This is a genomic window from Bradyrhizobium sp. CCBAU 11361 (genome assembly GCF_028128935.1).
Lineage (GTDB): Bacteria > Pseudomonadota > Alphaproteobacteria > Rhizobiales > Xanthobacteraceae > Bradyrhizobium > Bradyrhizobium niftali.
In genome coordinates this window covers 236230-250237 of sequence record NZ_LBJZ01000008.1, presented here as the reverse complement: position 1 = coordinate 250237, position 14008 = coordinate 236230, and the positions used below count along the sequence as shown (strand labels likewise).

Here is a 14008-nt window from a genome sequence, read left to right as displayed (position 1 = left end):
GCATGTCGACAGGCGAATTCGATCTGGCGGTGATCGGGGGCGGCATCTGCGGCCTCGCCCATGCGCTCGCGGGCGTGCGCCGGGGCTTGCGGGTCGTGGTCATCGAGCGCGATGCGAGGGCGAACGGCGCCTCGATCCGCAATTTCGGCTTCGTCACCGTCACCGGGCAGCAGCGCGGCCAGTGCTGGCAGCGGGCGATGCGGTCGCGGCAGGTCTGGGCCGAAGTGGCCCCGGCCGCGGGCATCAGGATCGAGCATGCCGGACTGGCGGTCGCGGTGCGACGACCGGAAGCCGTGGCCGTGCTCGAGGCGTTCCGCACCACCGAGATGGGCGAGGGTTGCGAGCTTCTGAGCCCGGCTGAGGCGGGCCGTCGTTTCCCGATGCTGCGGACCGACGATCTGCAAGCCGTGCTGGCGAGCCCGCACGATTTGCGGGTGGAGTCGCGCATCGCTGTGCCGGCCCTGGCGCGGTGGCTCGCCGAGGTGCACGGGGTCACCTTCCTCTATCAGACGCTGGCCAAGGAGGTCGCACCGCCGGTCATCGACACCACGCGAGGGCCGGTCAGGGCCCGGCTCTGCGTGGTCTGCCCCGGCGACGATTTCCTGAGCCTCTATCCGGAACGCCTGGCGAGCTACGGCCTCGTCCGATGCAAGCTGCACATGCTGCGGGTCGCATCGGCGAGCGCGATGCCGCGCTTCAACGCGGCCGTGATGTCGGACCTCGGCCTCGTGCGTTATCTCGGCTACGCCGAACTGCCGGAGACCGCCGCACTGAAGCAGCGACTCGAATCCGAGCAGGGCCAGCATCTGGCCAACGGTGTGCATCTGATCGCCGTGCAGAGCGAGGATGGCTCGCTCGTCGTCGGCGATTCCCATCACTACGACGCGACGCCGGACCCGTTCGGTCCTGAAACGGTGGACGAGTTGATCATGGACGAATTCCGGCAGGTTATGGTCTGGCCAACGCCTGTCATCCGCGAGCGCTGGATCGGCACCTACGCCTCGGCGTCCGACCGGCTGATGCTGGTCGATCGTCCACAGGACAACGTGCGCCTCGTCATGATCACCAGCGGCACTGGCGCCAGCACCTCGTTTGCGATCGCCGAGGAAGTGATTGACGAATTGACGTCCGGGAGCCGAACGACATGACCGATAAATTCCAGCACGTCCGGGCCGTCGTGTTCGACTGGGCCGGCACGACGGTGGACCACGGCTCGCTGGCGCCGATGGGCGTGTTCGTGGAGGCATTCGCGCGCTTCGGAGTGACGATCACGGTCGACGAGGCGCGCGGGCCGATGGGCATGGCCAAGCGCCCGCACATCGCCGCCCTCCTGCGCTTGCCCCGGATCGCCGCCGCATGGCGCGACAAGCATGGGCGCGAGCCTACCGAAGCCGACATCGATGCGCTCTACGCCGTGTTCGTGCCGATGAATGTCGAGGTCGCCGCCCGCTATGCCGACGTGATCCCGGGCGTGGCCGAAGCTGTCGCCGGCCTGCGGCGCCGCGGCCTGAAGATCGGCTCGAGCACGGGCTACACGCGCGAGATCATGGCCGAGGTCATTCCGGTCGCGGCCGCGCAAGGCTACGCGCCTGACAGCATCGTTTGCACCGGGGACACGCCCGACGGCCGACCCACGCCCTTCATGCTCTACAAGGCCTTTCTGGAGCTCGCCGTCTGGCCGGCCTGTAGCTGCGTCAAGGTCGACGACACCGAGGTCGGTATCAAGGAAGGTCGCAACGGCGGCTGCTGGACCGTCGGCGTTGCCGTCACCGGCAACGTGTTCGGGTTGTCGCTCGCCGACACGGCGGCGTTGCCGCCGAAAGCCTTCGCCGAGCGGCGCGCGGCAGCGGCCGGCCGGCTGGAGGCCGCGGGCGCCCACTACGTCATCGACGGAGTCGCCGATATCATCCCCGTGATCGCGGCGATCGAGGGCCGGCTGGCCCGCGGAGAGCGGCCATGAGTGCCGCCGAGGGCGACGTCAATCTGTCGGCGGCGCGGCGTTCGTTTGCGGAACGCCACCTCGACGCGGAAACGAAAAAATGGCTCGACGAGGACGAGCGCTGGTTCCTGCGACAGTCGCTGTCAACGCCGTGCCTGAACGTGGCCACCGCCGCCGAAGGCAGCCACATCGTCGATCTCCAAGGGCGGCGCATCCTTGATTTCCACGGCAACAGTGTGCATCAGGTCGGCTACGGTCATCCTCGCGTGGTGGCGGCCATCAAGTCGCAACTCGATACCCTGCCCTTCTGCCCGCGCCGCTACACCAACAAGTCCGCCATCGACCTCGCTCGGCGCCTCGCCGAACTCGCGCCGGCGCCCCTGGAGAAGGTGCTGCTGGCACCCAGCGGGTCAGCCGCAATCGGCATGGCACTGAAACTCGCCCGCTACGCAACGGGGCGACACAAGACGCTGTCCATGTGGGATGCTTTCCACGGCGCCAATCTCGACGCGGTCTCGGTCGGCGGCGAAGCGCTGTTTCGGCGCGGCGCCGGCCCGCTGCTGCCGGGCACGGAGCATGTGCCGCCGCCGGGACTGGCCGCGCGCTTCTTCGGACAGGACGGCCGCGCGCATGAGCGCCTCGCCGACTACATCGATTATGTCCTCGAGGTGCAGGGCGACGTCGCGGCCGTGATCGCCGAACCGATGCGGTGGACCACGGTCGAATTGCCGCCGCCCGGCTTCTGGCCCCGCGTGCGCGCGAGCTGCGATCGGCACGGGGCGCTCCTGATCTTCGACGAGGTGCCGAGCTGCCTCGGCCGCACCGGGACCATGTTCGTCTGCGAGCAGGCCGAAACTGCGCCCGACATTCTCGTGCTGGGCAAGGGACTGGGCGGCGGCATCATGCCGATGGCGGCCATCGTGGCGCGGGCCGATCTCGACGTGGTGCCCGAGGGAGCGCTCGGCCACTACACCCACGAGAAGAGCCCGGTCGGCTGCGCTGCAGCCCTTGCCACGCTCGATGTGATCGCGGAGGAAGGGCTGCTTGCGGCAGCGCGCGTCCTCGGCGCGCACGCCCTCGAACGGCTGCGATCGATGGCAGACCGGTACCCCCTGATCTTCGAGGTGCGCGGCGCAGGTCTCTATCTCGGCGTCGAGATCGGCCGCCGCGACGAGGCCGAAGCCAACGCGCTCGCGGAGCGCCTTTTGTATCGCTGCCTGGAGGCAGGCCTGAGCTTCAAGCTCGGCGGCGGCAACGTGGTCACGCTATGCCCGCCGCTGACGATTTCGCGCGATGAACTCGACCGGGCGCTCGATATCCTCGAAGAGGCGATGTCAGCCTTGTGAGCAGATCGCAATGCGCACGCTTCGCGACGCCACGCCCCCATCCGGGCTACGAACATCAAAACGAAAAAGGCCCGGTCGCGCGACCGGGCCTTTTCTTGATTGGATCGAAGACGCCGCTCAGGCCGCCTTGGAGACCAGGGCCTCGCTGTCGACGAGCTCCGTGCCGATCAGATAGTCGCGGCAGCCGCGCAAGGAGCGTAGCGCGCGGTTGAAGTCGATGCCGGTCGAGACCAGCGCATGCAGCGTCGTCGGGTTGCGCACGATGCCGCGCAGCACGGCGGCCAGATCGATCTGGCCGTTCGGCTTGATGGCGGCGCGGGCGAGCGCCGGCAGCGCGCGATGGGCGGGATCGCTGATGACGCGGACCGCGGCAAAGGGCAGCCCGGCCTCGGCGGCGTAGGCGGCCGCGATGTGGCTCTCCATGTCGACGGCGGAGGCGCCGGTCTCCGAGTGCAGCGCCGCCTTGCAGGACCGCCCGGTGACCACTTCCTCGGCACCGGCAAGGCTGCCGCGCACCACGCGGCGGCGCCCGGACGTCAGGCGGTCGATCAGGTCGTCGCCGAGCGACAGCCCGGCGGCCCAGCGGGTATCGCCTGACAGCACCTCGGTCGCCAGCACGACGTCGCCGGAGCGCAGCGTCGGGTCGAGCCCGCCGGCCACGCCGAACGAGATCACGCCGCGAATCGTTTCAGGGTCCACCACGGTCAGAAGCGCCCGCAACTGGGTCGGGCTGCTGGACGAGCAGATGACCGCCATTCCGGGCCCGGCCGCGATGCGGGCCTCCTGAACCAGACCGGTCACAATGAGTATTGGCCGCGGATCAATGGCATTGCCCGCGGTAAGATAGTCCCCCGTCCCCAAAGTCACATTCCGACCCCTACCACCCTGCTGTTGGTGTTCCGCAAGTTCCGATACCGCGCCAGCGCCCACAGCGGGAAGAACTTTGGGTAACCATGATACCGTAGATAGAATACACGGGGAAAGCCTGTGGCGGTGTACCGCTGCTCATCCCACAGTCCTTTTTCGTTCTGTGTTGCAATCAGGTACTCCACCCCGCGGGCGACGGCCGGGTGATCAACCTCGCCTGCCGCCATCAGGGCAAGCAAGGCCCATGCCGTTTGCGAGGCGGTCGAGGGAGCGGGTTCCCAGCCCTTGTAGTCCAGGCGGTAGCTGACGGCGTCCTCGCCCCAGCCGCCGTCCTTGTTCTGGATCGAGGCCAGCCAGGCGGCGGCCTTCCGGATCATCGGGTCGTCGTGGCTGACACCGGCCATGTTCAGGGCGCAGAGCACGGACCAGGTTCCATAGACAAAGTTCATGCCCCAGCGGCCGTACCAGGACCCTTCCGGGTGCTGGGTCTTCCGGAGGTAGGCAACGCCATCGGCCACATGCTTGCTGGTCTTAGCGGTCTCGCCGAGCTGGGCCAGCATCGAGATGCAGCGCGCGGTGACGTCCTCGGTCGGCGGATCGAGCAGCGCGCCGTGGTCCGAGAACGGGATGTTGTTCAGGTAATATTCGAGATTGTTGACGTCGAAGGCGGCCCAGCCGCCGTCGTCGCTCTGCATGCCCTCGATCCACTCCCGGCCGCGATCGATCGCCGCGTCATAACCGGTGACGCCGTGCTCCCGGCGCATCCGGTCCATCGACATCACCACCACCGCGGTGTCGTCGAGATCAGGGTAATAGGCGTTGTTGTACTGGAAGGCCCAGCCGCCCGGGCGCACGTCGGGCCGCTTCACCGCCCAGTCGCCCTTCACGGCGAGCTCCTGCTTCGGGATCAGCCAGTCGAGGCCCTGTTTGGCCGCAGGCACGGCCTTGTCGCCGCCGGCCTCCAGCAGTGCGTGGGCGGTCAGCGTCGTATCCCACACCGGCGAGACGCAGGGCTGGCAGTACGCCTCGTCGTCGCCAATCACGAGCAGCTTGTCGATGCCCCGGCGCGTCACCGCGCGCGGCGGAAAGCTCTCGTCCTTGCCGAGCGCGTCGTACATCATGACGATGTTGGCCATGGGCGGATAGATCGCGCCCATGCCGTCCTCGCCGTTGAGCCGCTCCTCGGTGAAGGCGAGCGCGGTATCGATGGCGCGCTTGCGCAGGCTCTTCGGAAACAGCGGCTCGATGACGCGCAAGATCGCATCGAGCGAACGAAACAGCAGGAACCAGGCCATGCTCTGGTGCGGCGCCTTCGCGGTCATGCCGATCGAGCGCGGATCCTGGAGAAACAGCTCGTCGATGCCGACGCCCTTCGGATTCCTCGCGCGCGGCTTGAGCGCGGCGATGACCATCAGCGGCACCATGGTGGTGCGCGCCCAGTAGGAGATCTTGTTGATGTGGAACGGCGACCAGAACGGCAGCAGCACGATCTCGATCGGCAGCACCGGCACCGCGCGCCAGGTCACGACACCGAACATCGCGAGCATGAAGCGCGTGAAGACGTTGCTGTGAATGGCGCCGCCGCGGGCGTGGATCGCCTCGCGCGCGCGCACCATGTGCGGCGCGTCGATGGAATCCCCGATCATCTTCAGCGCGAAGTACGCCTTCACGCTGGCGCTCATGTCGAACTCGCCGTCGTGAACCAGCGGCCAGCCGCCATGGGCGCCCTGCACGCGGCGGAGATAGTTGCCGATCTTGGCTTCGAGCACGGTGTCGACCGGCTCGGCGAGATAATGGCGCAAGAGAATGTATTCGGCCGGAATCGTGCAGTCGGCCTCGAGCTCGAACACCCAATGGCCGTCGGATTGCTGCAAGCCGAGGACGCCTTGCGTGGCTGACGCAATGCTCGATTCCAGGATCTTCGATTCCAAGATCCTCGATTCCGAGATCTTCGATTCCTGGGCTTCGCGGGCGGTCGCGTTCACGGAATCCATCTGGCTCGATTACTCCGATAGTTGATTTGAATTGACCGGGACAAATTCCCGTCAGCGCCGCTGCGCGGCCAGCACCAGATCGGCGGCGCGATCACCGGACCGGACCGATCCCTCGATGGTTGCAGGCAATCCCGTAGCAGTCCAGTCACCGGCGAGGAACAGGTTTTTCAGCGCGGTGACCGGCCCCGGACGCAGGGCATTCTGCGCCGGCGTGGCGGCAAAGGTGGCGCGCCGCTCGCGCACGATCTGCCAGGGAGGCAGCTCGCCGGAGACGCCGCCTGCCTCGCAGACGTCGTTCCAGATCGCCTGCGCGAGTTCCTCGCGCGGCATGTCGACGAGACGGTCGCCATTGCTGATGGTCACCGAGAGCCGGTTCGGGAACGCGAACAGCCATTCCACAACGCCGCCGATCACGCCCAGGATCGGCGGCGAGCCCGGCGGCGGCTCAATTCGGAAATGCGCATTCACGATGGCGCGGAATTCGGTCGGCGTCTTCAGGCCCGGCAGCAGGCTCGAGGCGGAACGCGGCGGCACCGCCATCACGACGACATCGCCGTCGGCAAGCTTGATCACGTCCTCGCCGCCGAAATTCAGCGCACCGGCCCTGCCGTCACTGGTCACGAACGAGCGCAGCTCATGGCCGAGTTGAACCGAGTGGCCATGCTCCTGCAGGAACTTCACGGCGGGTTCGATCAGCACGGCGCTGAGGCCGTCGCGCGCGATCAGGGGACGGCAGGCCTGTCCGCCGGCGAGCAGCGTCTCGCGCACGATCGCGCCGGCGAGCCCGGCCGAACCCTCGGGCGGATCGACGTTGAGGGCGGCGAGCAGCAGCGGCTGCACCAGGCGCTGATAGAGCACGCCTTCGGTAGGAATGGACTTGCCGACCAGCGTCGCCTCAGACGCCCAGATCAGCGGCGCCAGCTTGAGATAGTCGGTGAGGCCCGTGTCAGGAACGCGGCGGCTCTCGTCGAGCACCCAGGTCGGCAGCCGGCCGGCGCCGAGATCGATCTGCCAGCGCTGCCCGGTCTTGATGTCGACGAAGGGAAACTGCGCGCTGTCAGGGCCGACCAGGCCCGCCTCGGATCCGATCGCGCGCGCATAGGCGCGCGCATGGCTGTTGCCCGACAGCAGCAGATGATTGCCGTTGTCGATGGTGAGGTTGGTGGCGCCGTCGAAATAGGAACGGCAGCGGCCGCCGGCCTGGTGCGTCGCCTCGTGCACGGCGACCTTGAAGCCGGCATTGGCGAGCCGCACGGCGGCGGAGAGGCCGGAAATTCCAGCGCCGATGATATGAGCTGTGTTTTGCATCAGATGAAAGCGTAACGGAGCAGGATCAGGATGCGTGTGACCTTCGACACACGCACCGGCTCGCGCGGCGCGTTGAAACCGCGCGCGATCAGGAGGTCCAGAATGGAATGATAGTATTTCGACATGATCCGCGGCGCACGCACGGCGCGGCGCTTGTTGCGGTTCATGATCTCGTCCGACTTCTCGAAATGCACCTTCGCACGCTGCGTCAGCGGCAGGCAGACCTTCGGCAGCGCCCGCTCGGCGATGACGCGGTTCGGATCGTCGGAGGTGATGCCGGCATGCAGCAGCGCTTCGCGCGGCAGATAGAGCCGGCCGAGGCCCGCGTCCTCGTCGATGTCACGCAGGATGTTGGTGAGCTGGAGCGCGCGGCCGAGATGATGGGCGAGCAGGATGCCGTCCTCTTCCGGCATGCCGAACACCCGCACCGACAGCCGCCCCACCGCGCTGGCGACCCGATCGCAATACAGATCGAGCGTCGCCATGTCGGGCGCGCGGATGTCCTGCGGCACGTCCATCTCCATGCCGTCGACGATGGCCAGGAAATCCTCGCGCTTGAGCCCGAAGGTCTTCACCGAGGCGACGTAGTCCTTCAGCCGCGGCGGCGGATTGCCCTGATAGAGCGCGTCGATGTCGTTGCGCCACGCCTGAAGCGCGGCGAGCCGCTCCTCGCGCGGACCGTCGGAATCGGCGATGTCGTCGACCTGCCGGCAGAAGCTGTAGATCTGGAACATCGCTTCGCGCTGGTCATGCGGCAGGATGCGCATCGCGGCGTAGAACGAGCTGCCGGATGCGGTCGAGCCATAACTGGCGCCGGGCGAGGTCGCCTCAAGCGTCATGTGCAGTCCCCGGTCTGGAAATGGCCTTGCGACCGATCGCGCGGCGGCCGACTTCGCCGATCATGCCGGCGAGGCTGAAGGTGAGGAGCTCGAACTTGTTGAGATGCACGCGCTCGCGCAGGGGGTCGCGCACCTTGAGCAGGCGCACGATGCGGTCGGCATAGGCCTGGATCACCGAGACGTCGACGCCGAGGCGGAAATCCCGGATCTCCGCGCTCAGCGACCTGCCCTCGTCGAGCAGCGCTTCGTTGCGCACGGCGAGCCCCTGCAGGCAGGCCAGCATCGCCGGCGGCGACTGGGCAAGGCCGAGCTGCTCGACGGAGGCGCCGCTCGCGGCCAGCGCATCGCGCGGCAGGTAGACGCGATTGAGCTCGCGAAAATCCTTGCCGCAATCCTGGAGGTGATTGTTGATCTGGAGCGCTGCGCAAAGCGCGTCCGATGCGGCCCAGGTCGAGGTGCTCTCGCCATGGACGTCGAGCATGAAACGGCCGACCGGCATCGCCGAGTAGCGGCAATAGTGGATCACCTCGTCCCAGTTCTCGTAGCGCAGCTTGGTCACGTCCATGCGGAAGGCGATGAGCACGTCGAGCGCATGGCGCGGCGCCATGCCGCGCTCGGCCAGCGCGCGCCGCAGGCTGACAGCCTCGGCCTGGGTGTCGCCCTTGCCGAGCAGTTCCGCCTCGAGCAGGTCGAGATAGGCGAGCTTCTGGTCGGGTGGCAGCGTCGCGTGGTCGGCGATGTCGTCGGCGGTGCGGACGAAATTGTAATACGCCAGGATCAGCGCGCGATGACGCGGATGAATGATCCAGGACGCGACGGGAAAATTCTCGTCGCGGTCACCCTTGCCGGATCGCAATTCGCTCGCAGAGGTCATCGAGGGCTGGTTTACAATCGTTTGGACAGGAAGGGCTTTTCGCTCGCGCGGGCTCATGCCGGCGATGCCGCCGCGGCCCCCATATAGGGGAATACGGCCGCAAAACCAATCCTGTCTCGCGATGGCTGCCCTTCGCGGATCGGCCCCGAAAAAGCGGCCCCGGGGGCCGCTCTTGTGGGCCAATGGCCGAGCTTACTGGTTGTGGTTCTTCAGGACCTGGTCGCAGGCCTGCGAGATCTTGGCCCGGTTCTCCTTCAGGCAGGCCAGGATGGTGAAATCGCCCTGGTCGATGACCGGACGGCAGAACTTCTGCACATCGCGCGTGCAGGCCTTCTGCTCGCTGTCCGTGCCGCGCCCCGCCTGGGCAAATGCCGCCGTGGAAAGGGATGCCGACAGCAGGGTGAGAGCGACGAGAAGCTTACGCATTGTATTCCTTCATTCTGACGGCAGAATCGCACCGATCCCGGACAGCACAGGGCGGACGACCGGAACGGATTGTTCTGATGGCTAGTCGCCGCGGAACATGCGGCCTCGGAGAAGGCACAAGCACTGGAAAATGCGGCCAAATTGGCGCCACACCTCCAAATCAGGTCTTCCCTGCACCTTCATTGGCAGATGTAAGAGGTTGATACTACGTCATAATTCAGGTAGCCCGCATTTTACTGCACGCCTGTTGCAGAGCTGCATCTCTCTGCCCCTCCGTTTCGGCCAGAAACACGCCGAAACACGGGAAATCGCGGCCGCCGGGCATGGCGCAGGGACTTCGTGAACCACCGTCCCTGGCGGCCAGGCTTTGAACCTGACACAGGCTCGGAACACTAAACCTTCGATGTGGCGAGACGTTCTGATCTTGAGCGGACGTCGTTCCAAAACGGGATATTTGTGATGAAATTCTTCGGGCGATCTGGACTGGCAATCAAGGCGGCCGGCATTGGGGCGGCGCTGCTCTTCTCGGTTTCGGCAAGCCACGCACAGTCGTCCGGACCGTTTGCCGGTTTCGACGGCGCGTGGACCGGAACCGGCACGGTGTCGCTGTCCGACGGCTCCACCGAGCGCATCCGCTGCAAGGCGGACTACAAGGTCGCCGGCAGCGGTCTCAACCTGAAGCAGGCGCTGCACTGCGCGTCCGACAGCTACAAGTTCGACCTCACCAGCGACGTGACGAGCCAGGGCGACCGCATTTCCGGCAACTGGAGCGAGGCCAGCCGCAACATCTTCGGCAATCTCCAGGGCACCGCCGGCGGCGGCCAGATCGAGGTGTTCGTCGAGGCCAACGGCTTCGCCGCCAACCTGTCGCTGCGCACCAACGGCACCAAGCAGACGGTGCAGATCAGCTCCAAGGGCGAGATCCGCGGCGTCAACATCACGATGACGAAGGGCTGACGCCCGTCCTGCGCCGAGAGGAACACGCCCCCGGTTCTCGCGAGCCGGGGGCTTTTTGCTGACATGGACCACATACGCAGAAACCTGCTCAAGGCCGCCGGACTGTTCGCAACCAGTCGCGCATGGGCCAATGATCAACCGTCAATCCAGCGAGGGGCGGGCATGCAGCCTTCGTCGGTCAAACCGCGTCACGTGCTCTGCTTCCTCGGCAAGGACGAAAGCCTGCTGCACCCGCCGGAGGCCGTGGCCAGGACGATCGCGGATTTCGGCTTCGAGATCGATCGCACCTATTCGCAGGCCCGACCCGATCCGCAGATGGAGCGCTCGTTTGGCGTGTGCTGGGACCGCGTCTTCCCGAAAGCCTGGTCCGCCACCGACGAAGCCGCCGTGGCCAACCACAAATCAGTGCTCTATGTGCTGAGCCCGCCGATGGAGCAGCAGAAGGCCGTCGCCTATTCGGCGGCGGCCTTGCGCATCGTCGAGGAGATGATCGAGGCCGGTGCCACCGCCGTGAAGGGCGAAAGCGCAGGCGTTGCCCACGGCCTCGATCGATGGCGGCAACTGGCCGGTCAGGCGCGCAAGGGCGCGAGCACCGGTCAGGGTCTTGCCGTGACTGTCGCTGTAGCCAAAGCATGTCGTCTTGCTTTCGCCAAGCGCCCACTCGGCGGTGATCGCTACAACGAAACCGTCGGCTATCACCTCGTCGGCCTGCCGGAGATCTATGTTGCGAAATCGCGCGGCAACGAATGGGCCGCGGTCATGCTGATGGAGGAGCTCGCCAACGCGATGGCCGAGCGCGGTATCGAAGCGACGCTCCGCGACCGCAAGCTCACGCTAACGCGGGAGCAGGACTACGCCGAGGACGACTTCAAGTTCAATCCGTACGGGATCATTCGCGTCGAAGCGTGAGCGTGGCGTGGCGTTCGCCGCCCCACGCTCAGATCGCGCGCTTGTCCGCGCCCTGAAGCTTGGCGTGCAGGTTGATCAGCCACATCGCCGTCGGCCGCAGGATGAAGAGGTCTGCGACGAGGGCCATGACCATCGAGAAGGCGCTGAGCCAGCCGAACAGCCGCAGCGACGGCAGGTCGGAGAACACGGTGACGACGAGGCCGCAGGCCAGCACCACCGTGGTCAGGATCAGCGCCGGTCCGACCAGAACGGTCGCCCGCTCCACCGCGAGCGCCGAGCCGACGCCCGGCTTGCTCTCCAGCCTGAGGCGGTTGAGGAAGTGGATGGTCGCACTCAGCCCCAGGCCGAACGAGACGGTGAGCGCGACGACGCTGGCGAATTGCAGCCCCTCGCCCATCGCCCACAGCACCGTTCCCGACATCACGACGGGGAAGATGCCCGGCAGGACGCAGGCGAACATCACCACCCAGGAGCGGAAGGCGAGGCCGATGAAGATCGCGACCAGCGCGAATTCCACCGTGAGCCCGCGATTCAGCTTCTCGATCATGCTGGCCGAGTTGCGCGCCGCGATGGCGGCAAGGCCCGTCACCGCGACCTCGTAGCCGGGATGTTTCTTGCGGACGGCGTCGAGCTCGGTGTCGAGCTTGTCAACGATCGGCAGGAGCTGGCTGGAATCCTTGTCCGGCACGCGGCCTGCGACCACGACCGCATCCTGCTCGGCGTCGATGAACCGCCGCACCAGATGCTCGGGAATCACGCTGACATATTCCTTCAGCGTCGCGACGTCGGCGCTGCCGGCCTTTTCCGTGAGCCAGCGGCGCAGGGTCTCGACCGACCAGACGTTGCCGACACCGGCCGCCTTCTCCACGGTCGCATGCACGTCGGCGATCGTCTGCAGCGTCTCCGGCGAATAGAGCGATTCACCCTTGGGGAACTGGATCAGCACGTTGACCGGGTTGGCGCCGGTGAGCTTGGCATCGAGCCGGTCGCTGGCGGCGACCGCCTGGCGCTTGTCCGGCACCTGGTCGGCAAGCCGGTAGCGCGGCTCCAGATTGGCGTAGATGACGCCGAGGCCGCCGACGAACAGCACCGCGATCAGGCTGAACAGGCCGGGCCGGCCCACCATGCGCACCGCGATCCAGTAGCAGAAATTGCGCAGCGCCTGGACGCCGGCATCCGCGCTCTGGAACTTGACCGCAAAGACCTTCTCGTTGCGCACGAACAGCACGCCGAACACCGGCACCAGCGACAGCACCGCGACCAGCGCGATGATGGTGGCGGCGAGCCCTGCCTCTCCGAATTTGCGGATCAGGTCGGAGCTGGAGAACTGGAGCGCGATGAAGGAAATGCCGGCGGTGCCGTGCGTCAGCACGCAGGCCGGCCCCACCACCAGCACCGCGTTCTTGAACGCGGTGAACTTGTCCTGGCCCGCGATCAACCGGTCGCGCGCGGCGAAGGTGAGCTGCATCGAGTCCGAGAAGCTGATGACCATGATGAGCGGCGTCATCACGTTCAGGAACATGTTGAGATTGAAGTTCGCCCAGCCGAGCGCGCCGAGCGCCAGCAGGATCGCGATCATCGGCGGGAACGCGGCCGCGATCATGAACGAGATCTTGCGGAAGAAGATGATGGCGATGACGCAGCCAGCGAGAATGCCGAGAATGTTGTAGGTCAGCCCGTCGCGCTCCACCGCATTGCGGATCTCGAGCTGCATCACCGGCACACCGGAGAGCTGCACGTTGAGCCCGGTGTCGCCGAGATCCTCCTTCATCAGCGCGCGGATGTCGGCGACGGTCTTGGTCAGCTTGCTGGAGGCGACCACCTCCGGATCGAGCGACAGCACGACCAGGGCCAGAGTGCCGTCCTCCGACAACAGCTTGCCGCGGATGATCTCGTTGTTCTTGACGGTCTCGATGAACTTGTCATAGGCCGCGCCCTCGGGCAGCTCGGGCGGGAACAGCGCCGCCGGCAGCTTGCCCGGCGCCGGCGCCTGGCGCGCCGAGAACAGCGAGACCAGCCCGCGCGTGCCTTCGACCAGCTGCATGTCGGTGATGAAGTCGCGCAGCTTCTCGAGGTTTTTCCGGGCCAGCAGGTCCTTGCCTTCGACCACGACGAGGACGTCGAATTCCTCGGCCGGAAACTTCTTTGTCACCTCTTCGTACTGGTGGAATTCGCGGGTGTCGGAGCGGAACAGCTGCGACAGCGAATCGTCGATCTTGATCCGGTGTATGCCGAAAACGGCGCCGACGATCAGGATGAGGAGGACGACGCAGGAGACGATCGGCGCCCGGACGGCGATCAGCCCGATGCGCTCCAGCCCGAAGGCGATGGAGGACGCAGGTCCCTGCTCGACCTTGTCGACATGAACCTCACTCTCGCTGTGCTTTTCGAGCATGCCTTATCCAGTTCCTAAATCGGCTCTAGCTGTGAGCTTATTGCGCTCCGCGAACGGCTTGAAAACGCCATACCAATGGGAGGCTTGCCCTTTGAAAATGCGCGGAAAATCGCCGCGAGGGGTTTAGCAGGTCCATAGCCTCCCTCGCAAGCAG

13 protein-coding genes are annotated in these 14008 nt (G+C 66.3%); 6 read left to right on the top strand and 7 right to left on the bottom strand.

Annotation, left to right across the window (positions count from 1 at the left end; translation table 11 throughout):
- Positions 1 to 2 precede the first annotated feature (2 nt).
- Genes XI08_RS04800 through pbfA form a run of 3 tightly spaced genes read left to right on the top strand, consistent with a single transcriptional unit; the run spans position 3 to position 3285 of the window.
- Complete coding sequence (locus tag XI08_RS04800) at positions 3 to 1148, top strand: TIGR03364 family FAD-dependent oxidoreductase (protein WP_271573614.1); 1146 nt, start codon at positions 3 to 5, stop codon at positions 1146 to 1148.
- Positions 1145 to 1960 (top strand): phosphonoacetaldehyde hydrolase, encoded by an 816-nt coding sequence (gene phnX / locus XI08_RS04795; RefSeq protein ID WP_271573558.1) that lies wholly within the window; start codon positions 1145 to 1147, stop codon positions 1958 to 1960. The genes XI08_RS04800 and phnX overlap by 4 nt, the downstream gene beginning before the upstream one ends.
- Entirely contained in the window at positions 1957 to 3285 is a 1329-nt protein-coding gene (gene pbfA, locus XI08_RS04790) for a (R)-1-hydroxy-2-aminoethylphosphonate ammonia-lyase (RefSeq protein ID WP_271573557.1), read from the top strand. Before phnX ends, pbfA begins: the two co-directional genes overlap by 4 nt.
- 117 nt (positions 3286 to 3402) lie before the next feature.
- On the opposite strand, the gene XI08_RS04785 is transcribed toward pbfA, so the two are convergent.
- Both XI08_RS04785 and shc read right to left on the bottom strand, forming a co-directional pair.
- A complete protein-coding gene (locus XI08_RS04785) occupies positions 3403 to 4152 on the bottom strand; it encodes a phosphorylase (RefSeq protein ID WP_027544094.1) in 750 nt (249 codons plus the stop codon).
- Entirely contained in the window at positions 4149 to 6083 is a 1935-nt protein-coding gene (gene shc / locus XI08_RS04780) for a squalene--hopene cyclase (RefSeq protein WP_271573613.1), read from the bottom strand. The genes XI08_RS04785 and shc overlap by 4 nt, the downstream gene beginning before the upstream one ends.
- On the opposite strand from shc, the gene XI08_RS04775 reads away from it, so the two are divergent.
- Positions 6043 to 6171: a hypothetical protein gene (locus tag XI08_RS04775; RefSeq protein WP_271573617.1), complete on the top strand. Its 129-nt coding sequence runs from the start codon at positions 6043 to 6045 to the stop codon at positions 6169 to 6171. The genes shc and XI08_RS04775 overlap by 41 nt on opposite strands.
- A gap of 26 nt (positions 6172 to 6197) precedes the next feature.
- Here XI08_RS04775 and hpnE read toward each other — a convergent pair whose 3' ends face one another.
- The 4 genes from hpnE to XI08_RS04755 all read right to left on the bottom strand — a co-directional run bounded on the left by hpnE (position 6198) and on the right by XI08_RS04755 (position 9593).
- Entirely contained in the window at positions 6198 to 7454 is a 1257-nt protein-coding gene (hpnE, locus tag XI08_RS04770) for a hydroxysqualene dehydroxylase HpnE (protein WP_271573556.1), read from the bottom strand.
- Positions 7454 to 8293, bottom strand: coding sequence for a presqualene diphosphate synthase HpnD (hpnD, locus tag XI08_RS04765; RefSeq protein ID WP_027544091.1), 840 nt, complete (start codon positions 8291 to 8293; stop codon positions 7454 to 7456). The genes hpnE and hpnD overlap by 1 nt, the downstream gene beginning before the upstream one ends.
- On the bottom strand, positions 8283 to 9167 hold the full coding sequence (gene hpnC, locus XI08_RS04760; RefSeq protein WP_271573555.1) for a squalene synthase HpnC: 885 nt from the start codon (positions 9165 to 9167) through the stop codon (positions 8283 to 8285). The genes hpnD and hpnC overlap by 11 nt, the downstream gene beginning before the upstream one ends.
- A 192-nt stretch (positions 9168 to 9359) precedes the next feature.
- Positions 9360 to 9593: a hypothetical protein gene (locus XI08_RS04755; RefSeq protein WP_008144014.1), complete on the bottom strand. Its 234-nt coding sequence runs from the start codon at positions 9591 to 9593 to the stop codon at positions 9360 to 9362.
- Positions 9594 to 10052: 459 nt separating this feature from the next.
- On the opposite strand from XI08_RS04755, the gene XI08_RS04750 reads away from it, so the two are divergent.
- The gene (locus XI08_RS04750; protein WP_027544089.1) at positions 10053 to 10550 is read left to right on the top strand and encodes a hypothetical protein; all 498 of its coding nucleotides are present in this window, start codon (positions 10053 to 10055) and stop codon (positions 10548 to 10550) included.
- Positions 10551 to 10613: 63 nt separating this feature from the next.
- On the top strand, positions 10614 to 11459 hold the full coding sequence (locus XI08_RS04745; RefSeq protein WP_271573554.1) for a hypothetical protein: 846 nt from the start codon (positions 10614 to 10616) through the stop codon (positions 11457 to 11459).
- A 28-nt stretch (positions 11460 to 11487) separates the two neighbouring features.
- Here the strand turns inward: XI08_RS04745 and XI08_RS04740 are convergent, their stop codons facing one another.
- Entirely contained in the window at positions 11488 to 13854 is a 2367-nt protein-coding gene (locus tag XI08_RS04740) for an efflux RND transporter permease subunit (protein WP_271573553.1), read from the bottom strand.
- Between the last annotated feature and the right edge of the window lie 154 nt (positions 13855 to 14008).